Annotated in this window: 18 protein-coding genes; 8 read left to right on the plus strand and 10 right to left on the minus strand. The window is 69.7% G+C overall.

Features of this window, described 5'->3' with window-relative positions; translation table 11 throughout:
- The first annotated feature begins 42 nt into the window (after positions 1 to 42).
- A complete protein-coding gene (locus SCMU_RS02230) occupies positions 43 to 1059 on the plus strand; it encodes a thioesterase domain-containing protein (protein ID WP_229231347.1) in 1017 nt (338 codons plus the stop codon).
- 206 nt (positions 1060 to 1265) lie between these two features.
- On the opposite strand, the gene SCMU_RS02235 is transcribed toward SCMU_RS02230, so the two are convergent.
- Entirely contained in the window at positions 1266 to 2024 is a 759-nt protein-coding gene (locus tag SCMU_RS02235) for an SDR family NAD(P)-dependent oxidoreductase (protein WP_229231348.1), read from the minus strand.
- 117 nt (positions 2025 to 2141) lie between these two features.
- Positions 2142 to 2963 (minus strand): HAD-IIA family hydrolase, encoded by an 822-nt coding sequence (locus tag SCMU_RS02240; RefSeq protein WP_443020200.1) that lies wholly within the window; start codon positions 2961 to 2963, stop codon positions 2142 to 2144.
- Between the two features lie 151 nt (positions 2964 to 3114).
- Between SCMU_RS02240 and SCMU_RS02245 the strand changes: the two genes are divergently transcribed.
- The 6 genes from SCMU_RS02245 (at position 3115) to SCMU_RS02270 (ending at position 8227) form a co-directional block, all read left to right on the plus strand.
- The gene (locus SCMU_RS02245; protein ID WP_229231349.1) at positions 3115 to 3522 is read left to right on the plus strand and encodes a TOBE domain-containing protein; all 408 of its coding nucleotides are present in this window, start codon (positions 3115 to 3117) and stop codon (positions 3520 to 3522) included.
- Between the two features lie 41 nt (positions 3523 to 3563).
- Entirely contained in the window at positions 3564 to 4310 is a 747-nt protein-coding gene (gene modA / locus SCMU_RS02250) for a molybdate ABC transporter substrate-binding protein (protein WP_229231350.1), read from the plus strand.
- On the plus strand, positions 4288 to 5130 hold the full coding sequence (locus SCMU_RS02255) for an ABC transporter permease (RefSeq protein WP_229231351.1): 843 nt from the start codon (positions 4288 to 4290) through the stop codon (positions 5128 to 5130). Before modA ends, SCMU_RS02255 begins: the two co-directional genes overlap by 23 nt.
- Positions 5127 to 6230 carry a sulfate/molybdate ABC transporter ATP-binding protein gene (locus tag SCMU_RS02260; protein WP_229231352.1) on the plus strand — a complete coding sequence of 368 codons (1104 nt, stop codon included), beginning with the start codon at positions 5127 to 5129 and terminating at the stop codon, positions 6228 to 6230. Before SCMU_RS02255 ends, SCMU_RS02260 begins: the two co-directional genes overlap by 4 nt.
- A gap of 103 nt (positions 6231 to 6333) precedes the next feature.
- On the plus strand, positions 6334 to 7521 hold the full coding sequence (gene mltG / locus SCMU_RS02265) for an endolytic transglycosylase MltG (RefSeq protein WP_229231353.1): 1188 nt from the start codon (positions 6334 to 6336) through the stop codon (positions 7519 to 7521).
- Positions 7522 to 7639: 118 nt separating this feature from the next.
- Positions 7640 to 8227, plus strand: coding sequence for a TrmH family RNA methyltransferase (locus SCMU_RS02270; RefSeq protein WP_229233122.1), 588 nt, complete (start codon positions 7640 to 7642; stop codon positions 8225 to 8227).
- A 223-nt stretch (positions 8228 to 8450) separates the two neighbouring features.
- Here SCMU_RS02270 and SCMU_RS02275 read toward each other — a convergent pair whose 3' ends face one another.
- Positions 8451 to 8813 carry a hypothetical protein gene (locus SCMU_RS02275; RefSeq protein WP_229231354.1) on the minus strand — a complete coding sequence of 121 codons (363 nt, stop codon included), beginning with the start codon at positions 8811 to 8813 and terminating at the stop codon, positions 8451 to 8453.
- Between the two features lie 8 nt (positions 8814 to 8821).
- Complete coding sequence (locus SCMU_RS02280; RefSeq protein ID WP_229231355.1) at positions 8822 to 9109, minus strand: DUF1905 domain-containing protein; 288 nt, start codon at positions 9107 to 9109, stop codon at positions 8822 to 8824.
- Positions 9110 to 9275: 166 nt separating this feature from the next.
- Here SCMU_RS02280 and SCMU_RS02285 point away from each other — a divergent pair, with 166 nt between their 5' ends.
- Positions 9276 to 12269 carry a hypothetical protein gene (locus SCMU_RS02285; protein WP_229231356.1) on the plus strand — a complete coding sequence of 998 codons (2994 nt, stop codon included), beginning with the start codon at positions 9276 to 9278 and terminating at the stop codon, positions 12267 to 12269.
- On the opposite strand, the gene SCMU_RS02290 is transcribed toward SCMU_RS02285, so the two are convergent.
- The 6 genes from SCMU_RS02290 to SCMU_RS02315 all read right to left on the minus strand — a co-directional run bounded on the left by SCMU_RS02290 (position 12253) and on the right by SCMU_RS02315 (position 17072).
- Positions 12253 to 13548, minus strand: coding sequence for an alpha-hydroxy-acid oxidizing protein (locus tag SCMU_RS02290; protein WP_229231357.1), 1296 nt, complete (start codon positions 13546 to 13548; stop codon positions 12253 to 12255). The two genes, SCMU_RS02285 and SCMU_RS02290, sit on opposite strands and share 17 nt — an antisense overlap.
- Positions 13549 to 14091: 543 nt before the next feature.
- Entirely contained in the window at positions 14092 to 15123 is a 1032-nt protein-coding gene (locus SCMU_RS02295) for a 2Fe-2S iron-sulfur cluster binding domain-containing protein (protein ID WP_229231359.1), read from the minus strand.
- On the minus strand, positions 15107 to 16120 hold the full coding sequence (locus tag SCMU_RS02300) for an aromatic/alkene monooxygenase hydroxylase subunit beta (protein WP_229231360.1): 1014 nt from the start codon (positions 16118 to 16120) through the stop codon (positions 15107 to 15109). The genes SCMU_RS02295 and SCMU_RS02300 overlap by 17 nt, the downstream gene beginning before the upstream one ends.
- Position 16121: 1 nt before the next feature.
- Positions 16122 to 16430, minus strand: a complete 309-nt coding sequence (locus SCMU_RS02305) for an MmoB/DmpM family protein (RefSeq protein WP_229231362.1) — start codon at positions 16428 to 16430, stop codon at positions 16122 to 16124.
- Positions 16431 to 16437: 7 nt separating this feature from the next.
- Positions 16438 to 16827: a Rieske 2Fe-2S domain-containing protein gene (locus SCMU_RS02310; protein ID WP_229231364.1), complete on the minus strand. Its 390-nt coding sequence runs from the start codon at positions 16825 to 16827 to the stop codon at positions 16438 to 16440.
- On the minus strand, positions 16827 to 17072 hold the full coding sequence (locus tag SCMU_RS02315) for a toluene-4-monooxygenase system B family protein (protein WP_229231365.1): 246 nt from the start codon (positions 17070 to 17072) through the stop codon (positions 16827 to 16829). Before SCMU_RS02315 ends, SCMU_RS02310 begins: the two co-directional genes overlap by 1 nt.
- Positions 17073 to 17082: the final 10 nt, after the last annotated feature.

The following is a 17082-nucleotide window of genomic DNA, read 5'->3' on the forward strand; positions in this document are numbered from 1 at the left end:
CCACCACTACCCGAGGACCGGCCACCGGCGGACAGGCCGCCCGTGGATCTCCCGCCCGTGGACCGGACGATGCTCCGGTCCGCGCTGCGGGTCAAGGCGTTCTCCCGCCGCGCCTTCCTCGGCGGCGCGACGGCCTCCGCGCTGCTCGCCGCAGACGCGTTCGTGACCCGCGAGGTGCAGCGCCAGCGCCAGCAGACGGTGGTGCTGGACGTGGCCGACGACGCCGCGCGGCAGCGCTTCCCCGACGCCTCCTGGATCCTGTTCCCCGGCTACAAGACCAGCTGGGAGGAGGGGAGGATCATCCTGGCCTCGCTGCGGTCCTCGCTGGCCGAGCGGGCCCAGCTGGCTGCGATCGGCTACTCCAATCTGGGCCTGGACATCGACGAGATCCTCGACGCCCTGCGGGTGTACGTCCGGCAGCGGCGGCTGCGGACCCTGTACTTCTACGGGCACTCGTTCGGCGGGATGGTCGCGGTGGAGGTCGCGTCACGGCTCCTCGCCGAGGACGGACTCCAGGTCCAGGTCATCCTGCTCGACTCCTCGCCCGCCTCGAAGTACGACGTCCTCGACCAGGGCTGGTTCGACTCCGTCGTGGTCCTGTATGACCTCGGGGTGCGGATCCCCTCGATCGTGCGCGGCGGGTACGAGTTTGGCGAGCGGGTGATCCACAAGAACGAGCGCACGTGGACACAGGTCGTGGACCAGACACTCGAGCAGCTCTCGCCCCTCGCGCCGTCCAGCGTCCTCATCCAGACCGAGTCCCAGTACATCTACGACTGGGATGCGACCCGGTTCGCGGGCACGCTCGGCACCGCCCAGATGGCGTTCTTCGGCAATCCGGGCGACCAGACGGTCGACTACGCGTCCGCGCGGAACCGCTGGGAGCGGCTCTTCGCCGCGAACATGGCCAGCTCCGACCTCCAGACCATCGGCGCGTTCCCCGCCCACGCGAGCCCCGAGTGGAGCGGGATCGTGTACAACCGGCTGCTGAACCGGCTCCTGCCGCAGCTCCTGCCCCTCCCGAGGCGGCTCGGCGGGGCCGGCGGCGGGGCCGGGTAGCCAGCCCGTCTGTGGGTCATCTTCTGGAGGTCACCTTCCGGGGGTCATCTTCTGGAGGTCACCTCTCGTAGGTCACACCCGCAGGAGGTGACTCCCAGGATCTGACTCTCAGGATCTGCCCCCCAGAGGGGGGTGTGCGGACGACGGCGGCCGGTCACCTCTCTCCCGCGGGAGGCGACCGGCCGCCGCCGTGCGTGTGTTCCTGTTCAGACGGCCGTGTAACCGCCGTCGATGAGGTAGTAGCCGCCCGTGACGAACGAGGCGTCGTCGGAGAGCAGGAACGTCACGACGTGCGCGACCTCCTCCGGCCGGCCGAGGCGGCCCAGGACGTGCTTCGCCTTGAGGGCCTCCATCACCTCGGCGGACAGGCTGTTCTCCAGCAGCGGGGTCTGGATGTAGCCGGGGCCGACCGAGTTGATGCGCAGGCCCTGCGGCCCGTACTCCGCGGCGGCGTTCTTGGTCACGCCGACCACGCCGTGCTTCGCCGCGGTGTACGCGCTGTTGCCGAGCGCCGCGACGGTCCCGTGGATCGAGGCCATGTTCACGATCGCGCTCTGCCCGGCGCCGGCCTTGAGCATCTCGGGAATCTGGTACCGCATTCCGTACAGGACGCCGGTGAGGTTGATCCCGATGACCTTGTCCCAGTCGTCGAGGTCGATCTCGCCGGTCGGCGCGTTCTTCCCGCCGATCCCCGCGTTGTTGACCGCGTAGTTCAGCTTCCCGTACGTCTCGACGGCGAACTGGACGGCCTTCTCGGAGTCCTCCTTCTTCGACGTGTCCGCCTGGAACGCAGACGCTGTGCCGCCGGCGTCCGTGATCTCCCTCGCAACACGCTGCGCGGCCTCGAGGTTGATGTCGGTCAGGACCACGCTCGCGCCCTTGGCCGCGAGCTCCTTGCCGATCGCCTCGCCGAGACCCGAGCCGCCGCCCGTCACGAGGGCAACCCTGTCGGTGAACTGTGCCATGTCGATCTCCTCTTAGTCATCGCTGGATCAGTTTCTATACAGGTGAGCAAAAGTTGAAGCGTCAATATTTCGGAATGCGGTGTCTCCTTGGAGACACCGCACGGTGACCCATCAGACTCAGAGCTGCTGCAGCAGTTCCCGCACCGAGGGCAGCACCTGGTTGGGCCGGAAGGGGAACGCCGAGATGTCCTCGCGCCGCGTGATCCCGGAGAGCACGAGCACCGTGTGCAGCCCGGCCTCCATGCCCGCGATGATGTCGGTGTCCATGCGGTCGCCGATCATCGCGGTGGTCTCCGAGTGCGCGTCGATCTGGTTCATCGCCGAACGGAACATCATGGGGTTCGGCTTGCCGATCGTGTACGGCTCGCGGCCAGTCGCCTTGGTGATGAGCGCGGCGATGGCGCCGGTCGCGGGCAGCACGCCCTCGCGTGAGGGGCCGGTCGCGTCGGGATTCGTCGCGATGAACCGGGCCCCGTCGAGGATGAGCCGGATCGCCGTGGTGATGGCATTGAACGAGTAGGTGCGCGTCTCGCCGAGCACCACGTAGTCGGGGTCCTGGTCGGTCAGGATCATGCCGGACTCGTGGAGCGCGGTGGTGAGTCCCGCCTCGCCGATCACGTAGGTCCGTGCGCCCGGCATCTGGTCCTTGATGAATCCCGCCGTGGCCAGCGCGGAGGTCCAGATGTTCTCCTCCGGCACGCTCAGGCCCGAGGTCTGCAGCCGTGCGGCCAGATCACGCGGGGTGTAGATCGAGTTGTTGGTCAGCACCAGGAAGCGCCGGGACGTGTCGACCCAGCGCTGGATGAGCTCGGGTGCGCCGGGGATGGGGTGATTCTCGTGCACCAGCACGCCGTCCATGTCCGTCAGCCAGCACTCGATCTCCTGACCGCTGCGGTAGAGGACCGGGCCTGCGGGGTTCGTCGGGTCGGGTTCGCTCATGGGACGCTCCTCACTGTGTGGGGTACAGGTGGCGCGCACGACGGCGGACGCCCCCTCAGTCTTCCACCTCGCCACCCGTTGTGGTCGAGAAGGCGCACATGCGGTTGATTTTGAGTTCTGATCACGCATTTGCGGAACTACACTGGCCTGCATGGGACTCCTCCGCATCGCCGACGCCGCGAGGCTCGCCGGCGTCTCCGACGACACCGTGCGCCGCTGGGTCGATTCGGGCACGCTGACCGCGCACAAGGACGACTCCGGCCGCGCCGCCGTGGACGGTGCCGAGCTCGCCGCCCACACGCGCGCCACCTCCGCGGCGCCCGCGGACGCCTCCGGGGTGGGCCGGTCGGCGCGGAACCAGTTCGTCGGGCTCGTCACGGCCGTGACCGTGGACAAGGTCATGGCACAGGTCGAGCTTCAGTGCGGCCCGCACCGCGTCGTCTCGCTCATGAGCTCCGAGGCGGTGCGGGAGCTGGGGCTCGAGCCCGGCTCCGTCGCCACCGCCGTGGTGAAGGCGACGACCGTGATCGTCGAGACGCCGTCGGGGCGTGCCCTGTGAGGCGCAGTGTCTGGGGCGTCCTCCTAGGCACCCTCCTTGCCGTGCAGCTCACGTCGTGCGGCGGGACGACGACGGCGGGTGCGGGCGCGCCGTCGTCCTCATCCGGCGGCGGCCAGCGCACGATCACGGTGTTCGCCGCCGCGTCCCTCAAGCAGACGTTCACGTCGCTGGGACAGCAGTTCCAGGCCGCGCACCCCGGCGTGACCGTCGCGTTCAGCTTCGCCGGGTCCTCGGACCTCGCAGCGCAGATCGCCAACGGGGCGCCCGCGGACGTGTTCGCGTCCGCGGACACCAAGAACATGGACAAGGTCACTGGCCCAGGGCTCGCCGACGGCGCAGCGAAGGACTTCGCGACCAACGTGCTCACCATCGCCGTCCGGCCCGGCAACCCGTCCGGCATCACCGGCCTCGCGGACTTGGCCAAGCCCGGAGTGAAGCTCGTGGACTGTGCGGCGCAGGTGCCGTGCGGGGCGGCGGCGCAGGCAGCGGCGAAAGCCGCGGGCGTGAACCTCACGCCGGTGTCCGAGGAGTCCAACGTGACCGACGTGCTCGGCAAGGTGATCTCCGGGGAGGCCGACGCGGGGCTCGTCTACGTCACGGACGTCAAGGGCGCCGCCGGGAAGGTGGACGGGGTGGCGTTCCCCGAGTCCTCGGCGGCCGTGAACCACTACCCGGTCGCGGTGCTGCGCGACTCGAAGGACAAGGACACGGCCCGCGCGTTCGTCGAGTACGTCTCTGGGGCCGAGGGGCGGAAGGTCCTGGGCGATGCCGGCTTCGGCGCCCCATGACCCGTCTGGGAGTCACCTCCTGAAGGGCGCCTCCCGTGGGTTCACTGGCCTCCCGAGCTGGATCTGGGTGCCGGCCGTGGTGGGGGCGCTGTTCGTCGTCGTTCCCCTGGTGGGGATCCTCGCGAGGGTCGACTGGGTGCACTTCATCCCGCTGGTCACCTCCGACTCGTCCCTGGCCGCGCTCCGCCTGAGCCTGACGACCGCGGCGGCGAGCACCGCCGTCGTGCTCCTCCTGGGCGTGCCGATGGCGATGGCCCTCGCGCGCGGCAACGTCCCCGGGCTGCGGCTGGTGCGCGCGCTCGTGCTGCTGCCGCTCGTGCTGCCGCCGGTGGTGGGCGGCCTCGCGCTGCTGTACACGTTTGGGAGGCTCGGGCTCGTGGGGCGGTGGCTCGACGTGGCCGGGGTCCAGATCGCGTTCACCACTGCCGCCGTGGTGATGGCGCAGGCGTTCGTGTCGCTGCCGTTCCTCGTCGTCTCGCTCGAGGGGTCGCTGCGCACGGCGGGCGGACGGTACGAGGCCGTCGCGGCGACGCTCGGCGCGTCCCCGACCCACGCGTTCCGGCGGGTGAGCCTGCCGCTCGTGCTGCCGGGGCTCGCGTCCGGACTCGTGCTCGCATTCGCGCGCTCCCTCGGCGAGTTCGGGGCCACCCTGACGTTCGCGGGCAGCCTCCAGGGTGTCACGCGGACGCTGCCGCTCGAGGTGTACCTGCAGCGCGAGACCGATCCGGACGCCGCCGTCGCCCTGGCGCTCGTGCTCGTCGCGGTGGCTGCCGCCGTGGTGGGGCTCGCGTATGGGCGCCGGGCCGGGGGTGCCCGGTGAGCGCGCTCCTCGCCGACGCTCTCCTGACGGTCGACGCCGGCCTCGCGGCACGCGGCGTCCGCCTCGCCGTGCGCGTCGCGGACGGCGAGACCGTCGCCGTGATGGGGCCCAACGGGGCCGGGAAGTCGACGCTGTTCGGGCTGTGCTCGGGGCTCCTGCGCCCGGACTCCGGGGCCGTGACGCTGGGCGGCCGCGTCCTCGCCGACGCCCGGGGCACGTGGGTCCCGCCGCACCGGCGCGGCGTGGCGCTGCTCGCGCAGGAGCCGCTCCTGTTCCCGCACCTGTCCGTCCTGGAGAACGTCGCGTTCGCGCCGCGTGCCGCCGGGGCGTCCCGCTCCGTGTCGAGGGCCGCCGCCGAGCGGTGGCTGACCGAGGTCGACGCCACCGACCTCGCCGGCCGCCGCCCCGCCCAGCTCTCGGGCGGGCAGGCGCAGCGCGTCGCGATCGCCCGGGCGCTCGCGGCCGAGCCACGGGTCCTGCTGCTGGACGAGCCGTTCGCCGCCCTCGACGTCGCCGCGGCCCCGGCCCTCCGCCGGCTCCTCCGGCGCGTCCTCGCGGACCGAACCGCGCTCGTCGTGACGCACGAGCCCCTCGACGCCCACCTCCTGGCCGACCGCGTCGTGGTCCTCGAAGGCGGGCGCGTCGCCGAGTCCGGGCCCACGGCCGAGCTCCTCGAACGGCCCCGGAGCCGCTTCGCCGCGGGGCTCGCGGGGCTCAACTTCCTGCGCGGGCGCGTCGACGGGCGCACGACGACGCCGGGTCACCTCGCCGTTGACGGGCTCGGAGACGTGTCCGGTTCGGTCCCCGGCGGCGCGGACGCGCCGGGGCCCGGCGAGGAGGGCCTGGCCGTGTTCCGGCCCGCCGACGTCTCGGTGTTCCGGCGGGACGAGGCGCCGCACGGTTCGCCGCGGAACGCGTGGGGCGCCGTGGTGCGGGAACTTGAGCCGCGCGGTCCACAAGTGCGGGTGCACTGCGACGCCGGAGGCCACGTGATCGTTGCGGACCTGACCCCGGCGGCCGCGGCCGAGCTCAACCTGGGACCGGGGGCCGCCGTCGTGCTCGTGGCGAAGGCCGCCGCGGTGAGCGTCTACGGCGCCTGAGGCGGGTGCTGTTCGTTTCACCCACGAGGGGTCCGGGTATCTTCTGGGCCGTGTGGCCGGGGCAGCCCCGATGCCGCAATACACGGACAGGAGCGTTGACACGGTGATCTCCGGGCAGCAAGACATTCCTGCTTCCGCCGGCCCCAACCCGACGGAGGGCCTCGAAAGCATCCTGTCCAGCGAGAGCGCAGCGGGGAAGCCGGCCGTCGAGCCAGTTCCCGGGGGCAGCCCCGGGCGCCGTCGGCCGCTCCGCATCGCGGCAGTCGCCCTCGGCGTCATCGTCGTCGTCACGATCGCCGCATCGGTCCTGGTCGCGCTGGTGCTGCGGTCCGCCCTGAAGATGGACCGCGTCACCGACTACCCGGGCCCGGGCACCGGGGAAGTGCACATCAGCGTGCAGAAGGGGACCGCCGCCCTGGCGGTGGCGCAGGACCTTGTGCAGGAAGGTGTCGTCGCTGACGCCGATACCTTCATGCGGGACTTCGCCCAGACCGGCGCAACGATCAGCCCCGGCGACTTCACCTTCAAGAAGGAGATGAAGTCGTCCGACGCCGCGCAGATCCTCGCGGGCAACTCGGGCGACAAGGTCGTCTACATCGCCTTGAGCGCCGGGATGCGCGTCGGCGAGTCGCTCGACGCCATTGCCAAGGCCTCGTCAACGGACAGGAAGGACCTCGAGGCGCTCAACAGCAAGCCGGGCGACTTCGGCCTGCCGGCCGGTGCAAAGAGCCTTGAGGGCTATCTGGCACCCGGGGAGTACAGGTTCCCGGTCGGCACCTCGGCCAAGGACATCGTGGCCAAGCTCGTCGCGACCACGGTGGATGAACTCAAGCAGGACGGCATCACCGATCCCGCCCAGCAGTACCAGGTGCTCACGGTAGCGAGCATTGTCCAGGCCGAGGGCGGACGGGCCGACTACGGCAACGTGGCCGGAGCCATCGACAACCGGCTCAAGCCGAATGACCAGACCGGCGGGCTCCTCCAGTCCGACGCGACTGTCACCTACGGTCTCAGCACCAAGACCGTCCAGCTCACCGACGCCCAGAAGCAGGACGCGAACAACCCGTACAACACCTACGTGCACCCCGGGCTTCCGCCGGGGCCTATCGGCTCGCCCGGCGCGAAGGCAGTCGCCGCGGCGGCGCACCCGACCCCCAACGACTACCTGTACTGGGTGACGGTCAACCTCGACACGGGCGAGACGAAGTTCGCCAAGACCTACGCCGAGCATCAGGCCAACGTGGCCCAGTACGAGCAGTGGTGCAACGCCAACCCCGGCAAGTGCTCCTAGCCGCGGCTAGGCTGGCAGGGTGAGCGAAGAGCGCGAGGAGGCCGGCGCCGTCGTGCGCCAGGAGCACAGCGGGGCGCACCATTCAGCGCATCAGGTGGGCGTGGGCCCGTGGAAGGGCATGTGGCCCGAGGGTGACCAGTGGGACCCCGAACTGCTCGCGCACGGCGACCGCCGCAACGTCCTGGACAAGTACCGGTACTGGACGCACGAGGCGATCGTCGCCGAGCTGGACACGCGCCGGCATGAGTTCCACGTGGCGATCGAGAACTGGCAGCACGATCTTAACATCGGCACGGTCGTGCGCACCGCGAACGCGTTCCTCGCCCGAGAGGTGCACATCATCGGACGACGGCGCTGGAACCGTCGCGGGGCGATGGTCACCGACCGCTACCAGCACGTGCGGCACCACGCGACGGTGGAGGAGTTCGTCGAGTGGGCGCGGGGCGAGGACCTCCCGATCCTGGGCGTGGACATCTTCCCGGACTCCGTGCCCTTGGAGACGTACGAGCTTCCCCGGCGGTGCGTCCTGGTGTTCGGGCAGGAGGGACCCGGCCTGACCCCCGAGGTGCACGGCGCCGCGGAGGCGACACTCTCGATCGAGCAGTTCGGGTCGACGCGGTCCATCAATGCGGCGTCTGCGGCCGCGATCGCGATGCACGCGTGGGTGCGGCGGTGGGTGTTCGGGCAGGTGGCAAGCGCCGGCTGAGCGAAGCCGACATGCTCGGCCGTGGGTTGTCACGGATCAAACGCGCTCGGATCCGTGACGCGACGCCGGTCATGCTCGGCTTGGCGGTGCCCGTTTGACGGGACGCACGACGCCGCAGGGTCACCCCCGCTGGTGCCCGGCACCTTGGCCCGTCGGGCCACGTTGCGCCTTCGATCGGAGCGTCGTTGTCAATTCTTGCTGCGCCCGCCGACTCGACCAGAGCTCAGCGAAATGCGGGCCGGAAACGCAGCGCGGACCACGTCTCGTCGAGGGAGACCTGGCGCACCGGATCAGCGCCGAGGGCGGTCATCTCCCTGGCGAGAATGTCTCTGTTGAGGTCCGTCCCGAGCTTCCTCGCCTTCGGGTACGCGACCCACGCGAGCCGGTCCTCGTGCGCGGCCCGCACGGCGGTCTCGCCGCGGGCGGCGAGCTCGTCGCGGTTGGTGACGTAGAGCACGACGGCGGCGGCAGCCCCGGCGTCGTCAGTCGCCTCGAAGGGGCCCACCAGCGCGGGCGCGGTGGCCGGAGCGTTCACGATGGCGACCGTCATGCCGCGTCGGATCTGCAGCTTCTCCCAGAGTTCCACGCGGCCATTCAATCACCGAGCGTGAGCGAGATCGGGACGACGTCGCCCACGTCTACGCGCTCTGCATCGCGGAACGCCTTGCGCAGCGGCACGAGGTAGCGGCCGTCCTTGGGCATGAGCGCCGTGGTCCATGCGGATCCGCCCAGGCGCACGCCCACTGGGATGCAGCCCCAGCCGTAGGTGAGCTCGCGGGAGACGTCGTGGATCTCGTCCGACTCCTCGGCTGGCACCTGCACGAACACGAACGGCGCCGGGCCCCGCCACTCGATCACGTCACCATCGAAGCGCAGCTCCATCAGTCCAGTATGGCGCGGCGGTCTCGACGCCGTGGCGTAACAGAATATGTCGCACGATCGGATGTCCGCTCCGTCTGTACACGCACTTGTCAGGCAGCTGTAATTTCACAGGTAGGGCATTTCATACAAGTCAATACCCATGAAATCGCCAGAACCGGAGTGCGCCATGTCCGCGAACAATGACTCCCTTTTCCCCGGTGTCCTACACCGGGGGATTGTCCACAAGCTTGAGCCCGGAGTCGAGGCGGCCGGCGGGGAGCTCACCTTCTCCCCGGACTACACCGTGACGAGCACTGACGACGACGGCGGCCGCGTGCTCACGGGCGTCGAAGTCATCCTGGTCTTCTGGGGAAGCTTCTGGAGCACGACGCCGCCCCCGTCCCCGTCCCGTGCCCAGTACGAGCAGGCCATGGAGGGAATCGTGACCGGCCCCTACATGACCGGTCTGGGCCAGTACCGCGGGGTGGGTCCGGGAAGCATCGTCTTCAGCGAGATCTTCGACGGGACGAGCCCGGCCAACAACTACACGGACGCCGACGTCGTCGCGATGCTCAAGGGCCGGTTCGCGAACAATGCCTCGATGCCGAAGCCCGCCGCTGGCCACAACCGGTTCTACGCCGTGATCGTGCCCCAAGGCGTCAGCAACAGCCTGACGCAGTTCGCGGGGCAGCACCAGAGCCTCACCTACAACGGCCACACTGCGTACTACGCCTGGGTGGACAACACAGGGTCGCTGACGGGCAGCAACTCGACAACCAAGGTCTTCTCCCATGAGCTCGTCGAGGCCTGCACGAACCCGGACGTCGACACGTCGAACAACTCGATCCTCGTCCAGGGCACCAAGCCGGGAGGGGGAACCGTCAAGAACGACGAGATCGGCGACACGTGCAACGGCGAGTTCGCCACCGTGGACATGAACGGGATCACCTGCTCGGTCCAGAGCTACTGGAGCAAGTCGGACAACACCTGTGTGCTCCCGCTCGGCTCAGTGTCCTTCTGGGTGGACAAGGACACATTCGGCAAGGACGAGGTCCAAGACCTCATCAGCACGACAGGCGGCAGGGTCGAGAATGCGTTCTGGCTCGTAGTGGAGGGCTTCAGCCAGACGACGTTCGGCTCCCTCAACGTGTCGACGCCGACGCCGACGGGCCCCTTCGCCGGGATTCCCGGGGTGACAATCGCACCGAACGGTGCCGTCGACTTCGAGAACGCCGCACAACCTGACGAGCAGCAGCGCATCCGGGTCGCTTTCGACATCACGTTCTCTGCCTCGTCGCTCGCCTCCTTCCCCACAGCCGGGAGTCAGACCTACGCACTGGACGCCTACCTCGCGACCGACGGCGCGAAGGTGCCTTCCACAGACACCTCGACCCTTTTCGAGCTCGTCGCGGGAGCCGACCCATACTTCGCCAACATCGACCCGGCCCAGGGCAATGTCTTCTACTTGAGCCAAGACTTGCGGGTGTTCACGGCGACGCCGGCCCTGAACGGGACACCCGTGCCGGGAGGCCCGGCATTCCTCGCCGACAGCACCTCCGGGGCCTACGGCTACATCCAGGCGCTGCTGACGTGGCTCAATGCGACGTACTCGAACCCCGCGGGGGTCGACCCGTTCGCCACAGCACTCCCCGGGCAGGGCTCCGCACTTGAAGGGGACTCGTCCGTCACTCCCTTCACGTTGGACCTCAACCACTTTCCTCCAAGGGCAGACAGGAACTACCAGTTCGCGGTCGCCCGAGTGCGCATGCGCGGTTCCTCCGGTGCGGCCGGCGCCGCGAATGGGGTGCGGACCTTCTTCCGGCTGTGGTCTTCCCAGACCGCGGACACGGACTACCAGACGGCCTCGACGTACCCGAGCGTGACGGACGCGAATGGACTCCCGGCCTCACCGCAGGTCGGGGCAGGGCACACGACCCTGCCCTTCTTCGCCTCCGGCAATCTGGGAGCGAATAGCGACTACGGCGCCGGCGGCGCGAACACGCGCGACCTGGTGATTCCCGCGGGCGAGGACAGCGTCTGGGCCTACTTCGGGTGCTTCCTGAACATCTACGACGCGTCCTACGTCATCGACGGACGCACCGTCCAAGGCTGGCTGAACGGCACCCACCACTGCCTGGTCGCCCAGATCGCGTACGACGGCGCGCCTATCTTCGGCGGGGCAACGCCCGAGGGCTCGGACAAGCTCGCGCAGCGCAACCTGCAGGTCACCCATTCCGACAACCCAGGGCCGGCGTCCGCGCACCGCATCCCGCAGACGTTCGACCTGCGGCCCAGCCCGCTGGGGGCGATCGACGGCGTCGACGAACTCATGGTCGACTGGGGCGGGATTCCCCCGGGAAGCACCGCCTCGATCTTCTGGCCCCAGGTCGACTCGGACCAGGTCCTTGCCCTCGCGGCCGAGCGGCATCCCACGCACGGCCTCTCGGCGGACGGCCCGCACGCGATCCGCTGCGCCGTGACCGGCGGCGTCTCATACATTCCCATACCGGCCGCGGCGGGCGAGAACTTCGCCGGCCTGCTGACGGTCGACCTCCCGACCACCGTGACCGTGGGAGACGAGTTCGACGTCGTGGTGCGCCGCCTAGGCCACAAGGCGAACCGGATCCTGGAGTTCCGTGAGGGCGGGGAGCCGCGAGAGCCAGCCGGCGAGCGGCCCGCAACCCGCGGCGGCGACACCTGGCGGTACGTCGTCGGAACGTTCTCCGTGAAGATCCCGGTGGCTACGGCCGAGACGATGCTGCTGCCCGAGGAGAACACCCTCGCCATCCTGCGCTGGCGACTCGGCCAGCTCGCTCCGGACGACCGCTGGCACCCGGTCCTCGAGCGCTACGTCGAGTACCTTGCGGGCAGGGTCGCGGGTCTGGGCGGAGACCCTGACACGATCCTTCCCTCGCAGACCGGAGTCCCGGTCCGCGGCAAGGAGCCGTGCGGCGACATGCTAGAGCACACCGGACGCGTCGAGGAGGTTCTCTTCGACTGCCACGGGCGCATCGAGGGCTTCCTCCTCCTTGGCTGCTGCGACGAGCGGCATCGCTACGCCACCCGGGATCCGGGGCTCGGGAAGCTGATCCTGCGCGCCTGCCGAGAGCGCCTCGACCTCGTGGTGCTCTCGCCGCTGCACCGCCAGAATGAGGTGGTGCGCATCATCGTGCGGGGATGATGCAGGCCCGCCCGATCTCGTCCACGCCCGTCACCCCGGCCACGGCCATCGTGAGGTCGAACTCGGCGCGGAAGCCCTCGAACACCGCACGCGCGCCATCCTCGCCGGCGAGCGCGAGCCCGTACATGTACGGCCGCCCGATGCACACGGCGTCGGCACCGAGAGCGAGCGCCTTGAACGCGTCCGCCGCGCACCGCACGCCCGAGTCGAACAGGACCGGCACGCGCCCGCCGACCGCCTCGACGATCCCGGGCAGCGCATCCAGCGACCCGATCGCCCCGTCGAGCTGCCGCCCGCCGTGGTTGGAGACGATGATCCCGTCCACGCCGTGCTCGAGGGCGGCCCGCGCGTCGTCCGGATGCTGGAGTCCCTTGACCAGGATCGGGAGGCGCGTCCGCTCGCGCAGCCATGCGAGGTCGGGCCACGTAAGCGTGGTCCGCGCGAAAACGTCGAGGAATGTCTCGACGCTTGCACGCGGCACGGGGGAGGCGAGGTTCTCCCGGAACCCGCCCGGGTGCTCCCGTGCCAGCCGCACGAGCGAGCGTACCGCCGCGGGGGTGGGGCGCGGCGTCGTGCGCTCCGCGGACCCCGAAGCGGAACCGCCGCCCGCGGCGATCCGCGCCGCGACGAGTCCGCGGAACGCGGGGTCGGAGGTGTACTGCGCGATCCCCATTCCGCGCGCGAACGGCAGGAAGGCGTTGTCGAGGTCGAGGGTGCGCCACGAGAGCACCATCGTGTCGAGGGTGACGACGACGGCGCCGCACCCGGCGCGCTCGGCTCGCCGCACGAACGAGTCGACCACCGTGTCCTCGCTGCTCCAGTACAGCTGGAACCACCGCTCGTGATCGCCGAGCTCGGCCGCGATCGTCTCCATGGGATGGGAGGCCTGGGACGAGAGGACCATCGGCACCCCTGTGGCGCGCGCGGCGCGGGCGACGGCGAGGTCCCCGGCCGGGTGCGCGAGCTCGAGGACGCCGATCGGGGCCGCGAGGAAGGGGGAGGGGTGGCGGCGGCCGAACAGCTCGATCGAGGGGTCCCGTCGGGAGACGTCGCGGCCGAGCCGGGGCACGAGCCGCCACCTCTCGAACGCGGCGCGGTTCGCGGCGATCGTCGAGCCCATCCCGGCGCCGGTGGCCACGTAGCCGCGGGCCTCGCGGGACATCGAACCGAGGGCGCGCCGCTCGAGTTCCGTGGGATCGGTGGGCACCGCGGGGCGCCTGCCGAAGACGCCATCGCGGTAGATCCGTGCCTGGACTCGCCGGCCGAAGGACTCGCTCACATCCCGAGGCTAAGGCAAGGCGATGGGCATGCCTTTATCGCCCTCTCGTGGTGGGACAGGCCACTCGGTTCTGGAGGCCCCCGTCGACCACTGCGTGCACGCCGGATTGGTGCAGCGCCAGGGCCGTGCCGAGCGTGACGGTCCAGCGCCGCGGCCCACTCGGGGTCAGTGCAATCACACTGCACCGTTTACCGCCATGCTCGATCTTGACGGAGAGGGGACGGTGGATGCTGCTGCGCAGTCTCGCTGCCCCTGCCGAGTCGGGAGTGTCGGCTATGGCGAGGTCGAGGTCTTCCCCGGCGAACGTCCGCAAGTGCAGGAGGGTGGCCCGGTGGCCGTAGGACGCTCCGGCGATGACCGCCGATCCTACGAACTGGCCGGGGCCGTGTTGATGGTTCCGCGTCTCGTGCATGCTCTCCTCCTGTATGTGCGTCGCTGGCGGCCGTGCGGCCCGAATAGCCTTCTGCGCAGAATGCCGGGCGCGGTGGCCGAGTCCCTGTGCGGAACTCGGCCACCGCCGTCGTGGTTCAGATGCCCGGCGGTTCAGCCGAATCTGTCGTAGTGGATCCGGTCAAGGGGTACGCCCGCCTCGCGCAGGACGGCCATCACGGCGTCGACCATCGGGGGCGGGCCCGCGAGGTAGTAGCGGTGCTCCGGTGTGGCGATCTCCTTCAGCGGCGCCGTGGCGAAGCCGCTGCGGCCTGTCCACGACGGGTCGGGATTCTGCACCACGGGGACAAGCTCCCCCAGGGGCAGGTCGGCCACCGCCTCGGCCAGTTCATCCAGGCACACGAGCTCCTCGCTGGTGTTCGCGCCGTACAGAACGGTCACCGGGTGGGTGCGCCGTTGACCAGCGATGTGCCGCAGGAGAGACAGCATCGGAGCCACGCCCGTGCCGCCGGCGACGAGGATCGCGTCGGCGTCGTCGTCTCGCAGCCACATGTCGCCGAACGGGAGCGCGATCGGCAGCTCGGCCCCCACCTCCAGGCGGTGCAGGGTGTTGCTGCCGGCCTTCCCTTCATAGCGCTTGGCCACGAAGGTGACCTCCCGTCCCGGGAGCCCGTCCATCGAGTAGCACCGGCGCAGGCCCGGGGCGAGTTCAAGGATCGCGTACTGGCCGGGCCGGAATTCAGCGTGGCCGCCCAGATCGAACGTGAACGAGCAGATGTCCGGACCGAGCTCACTCCTGTCCACGAGCCGCGCAACGTGATCGGAGGTCGGCCGCTCTGCGAAGGGCCCGAGGCGCGTGACCTTGAGCGTCACGTCCGTCGCCGTCGTGCTCTGGCAGGTGATGACGCGGCGACGGCGCTCGTCCCGCGGGTCGATCGACGGGGCCTCTGGGAAGAGCGACTCGACCTCGCCGGACACGACCGTCGCCTTGCAGGTCCCGCACGATCCCCAGCCGCATTCGAACGGCAGACACACGCCGGCGCGCCGTCCCGCGGTCAGGATCGGCTCTCCGGGGCGCACAGGGAAGGTGTCGCCGGTCGGCTCGACCGTCACGTGGAAGATGCCCGCCTCCCGTGAGGCCGGCGCGCCGGCCCCGGGGGAGGTGTCCTCAGATAGAGGTGCCAACGATGAACTCATCGCGGGTGCTCCGTGCTTTCTCGATGACGGTTGCCGGGTTGAACGGAACGGGGGCCTTGCTGAACACTGGGGCGAAGCCGTCGACTGCCGCATCGGCGACCGGCGTCCACTTCTGGACCCAGCCGTCGAGCACCTCGGACAGCTTCGGGTCGCGCTCCAGAGCGTAGGCCGTCAGCGCCTGAGTCCAGTCGCGGCTGCGGGCAGAGTCGTGGGCGAACTCGGCGGCCAGCTCCGCGACGAACGCGTCGCCGTTCTGCGTCGCCAGCTCGCTCAACGCCTCGTTGAACATCGCGTCCAGGGTCGGCTTGAGAACCACGTTGAGCGCGGTGAACGCCTCACCCCAGTCATAGGTGATGAGCAGCTCCTCCAGTGCCTTGCGCAGAGGCTGCCACGCCGGGTCGGACTCCCAGATCTGACGACTGCGCTCGGTCGAGGCGATGTCGCCACCGTGGGCGTTGTCGAGCACCTTGGTCCAGTACGCGATCCGCTGGATGCGACGCATCTGGTCAGCGGCCTGGAAGTGGGCGCAGTTGGTGATGTACGACGACGGTGCCATCTGGCCGACGTACAGGCTCACCATCTGGAGCACGTGAATGGGGAACCGCAGCGGGACGAGCACGTCTGCGAGGGCCGCAACCCACTCCGGGGACAGCGTCGCGGCGTGGTTGCTCGCCTCGGCGCGGTCGATCATTCCATCGACGAAGATCTCGCGCTCGTGCTGCATCGCGACGTAGTCGCGGTAGGTGAGCTTGAAGGGGTCGCGGAACTGCTCCCAGTCGTCGACCTGGAACGCCGAACCCTCGCGGTTCTTGAGGTACCAGAGGTTCAGCGGCGTGTGCGGGTCCATCTCGAACGGCGCCGGTTCACGCCGGAAGTGATAGTGGAACTTGCCGGTGACGGCCTCGTAGGGCGTCGGCTTGCGCTTCACGTCGCCGAACTGGCTCCAGGTGCGCAGCTTGCGGTTGGTGGCGGGGGTCATGGCCATGTCAGTTGGTCCTCTCGAGGTACCACTCGATGCTGTCGTCGGAGGTCCGCACGCGACCGGAGAAGGAGGCGAGCGCCTGCTCCAGCCGCGTGATCGGGTAGGTGTAGCCGAGCTCGTCCTCGAGCGTGGCGCGGGTCAGCACGCACCGGCCGGGGGTGTGGATGCGGACATAGCCGCCCTGATCGTCGACCATCACCTCGGCCTCGGGGTTGTCCCGCTCGATCGCAGCCAGCACGGCCTCGGCGAGGTCCGGATCGAAGCCGCGGATGACTGGGCCGACGAGCAGGTTCTTGTTGTAGGTCTGCGTCATGCCAGCCTCAGCTCTCGTAGGACTTGGTGTAGTGGGCCTCGCCGTCTTGGGGGATGCCGACATGGACCACGCCGCCCTCCTCCTTGACGGGGTAGCGGTAGAGCGTGGACCCCTTCGGGTTGATGCCATCGCCCTTCTTCATGTCGAACTCCCAGAGGTGGCCGGGGCAGGCGATCACGCAGGACTCCTCGTCCCACTTGCCGTCGGCCAGCAGTACCTCCTGGTGCGGGCAGAGGCCCTGGAAGGCGTCGTACGAGCCGTCGAGGTGGTGGACGATGATGACCTGCTCACCGTCGACCGCGGCGTCTACGATGTCGCCTTCCCAGATGTCCTGCGCCTCAGGAACCTCGACCCACTTGATCTCGACGTCGCCGCCGAGGTTGACGTCGGCGCTCATCACGCGTACCCGACTTCCACGAGTGCCATCGGGGCGAGGCCGGAGCTTCTCACTGTCGCGTCCGCGGGGACGACGACCGAGTTGTGGCGGACCTGCATCGGCCGGTCTTGCGCGGGTATGCGACGGCCGACGGCGTGGTGGGCGACCTTCTCGGCGACCTGCGTCATCGTGTCCTGGTCATCGACCGGGACGAGCACGAAGAGGAAGTCGCCGTCGAACGTGCCTTGCAGCGGGAACAGTGCCATCAGGGTTCTC

The organism is Sinomonas cyclohexanicum (assembly GCF_020886775.1).
GTDB lineage: Bacteria > Actinomycetota > Actinomycetes > Actinomycetales > Micrococcaceae > Sinomonas > Sinomonas cyclohexanicum.

What these genes read in the sequence shown, in the direction of transcription:
- SCMU_RS02235 (WP_229231348.1), bottom strand. Translation starts at nt 2,024, where the DNA reads ATGGCACAGTTCACCGACAGGGTTGCCCTCGTGACGGGCGGCGGCTCG.
- SCMU_RS02240 (WP_443020200.1), bottom strand. Translation starts at nt 2,963, where the DNA reads ATGAGCGAACCCGACCCGACGAACCCCGCAGGCCCGGTCCTCTACCGC.
- SCMU_RS02245 (WP_229231349.1), top strand. Translation starts at nt 3,115, where the DNA reads ATGGGACTCCTCCGCATCGCCGACGCCGCGAGGCTCGCCGGCGTCTCC.
- SCMU_RS02255 (WP_229231351.1), top strand. Translation starts at nt 4,288, where the DNA reads ATGCCGGCTTCGGCGCCCCATGACCCGTCTGGGAGTCACCTCCTGAAG.
- SCMU_RS02270 (WP_229233122.1), top strand. Translation starts at nt 7,640, where the DNA reads ATGTGGCCCGAGGGTGACCAGTGGGACCCCGAACTGCTCGCGCACGGC.
- SCMU_RS02280 (WP_229231355.1), bottom strand. Translation starts at nt 9,109, where the DNA reads ATGGAGCTGCGCTTCGATGGTGACGTGATCGAGTGGCGGGGCCCGGCG.
- SCMU_RS02285 (WP_229231356.1), top strand. Translation starts at nt 9,276, where the DNA reads ATGTCCGCGAACAATGACTCCCTTTTCCCCGGTGTCCTACACCGGGGG.
- SCMU_RS02300 (WP_229231360.1), bottom strand. Translation starts at nt 16,120, where the DNA reads ATGGCCATGACCCCCGCCACCAACCGCAAGCTGCGCACCTGGAGCCAG.
- SCMU_RS02305 (WP_229231362.1), bottom strand. Translation starts at nt 16,430, where the DNA reads ATGACGCAGACCTACAACAAGAACCTGCTCGTCGGCCCAGTCATCCGC.
- SCMU_RS02310 (WP_229231364.1), bottom strand. Translation starts at nt 16,827, where the DNA reads ATGAGCGCCGACGTCAACCTCGGCGGCGACGTCGAGATCAAGTGGGTC.
- SCMU_RS02315 (WP_229231365.1), bottom strand. Translation starts at nt 17,072, where the DNA reads ATGGCACTGTTCCCGCTGCAAGGCACGTTCGACGGCGACTTCCTCTTC.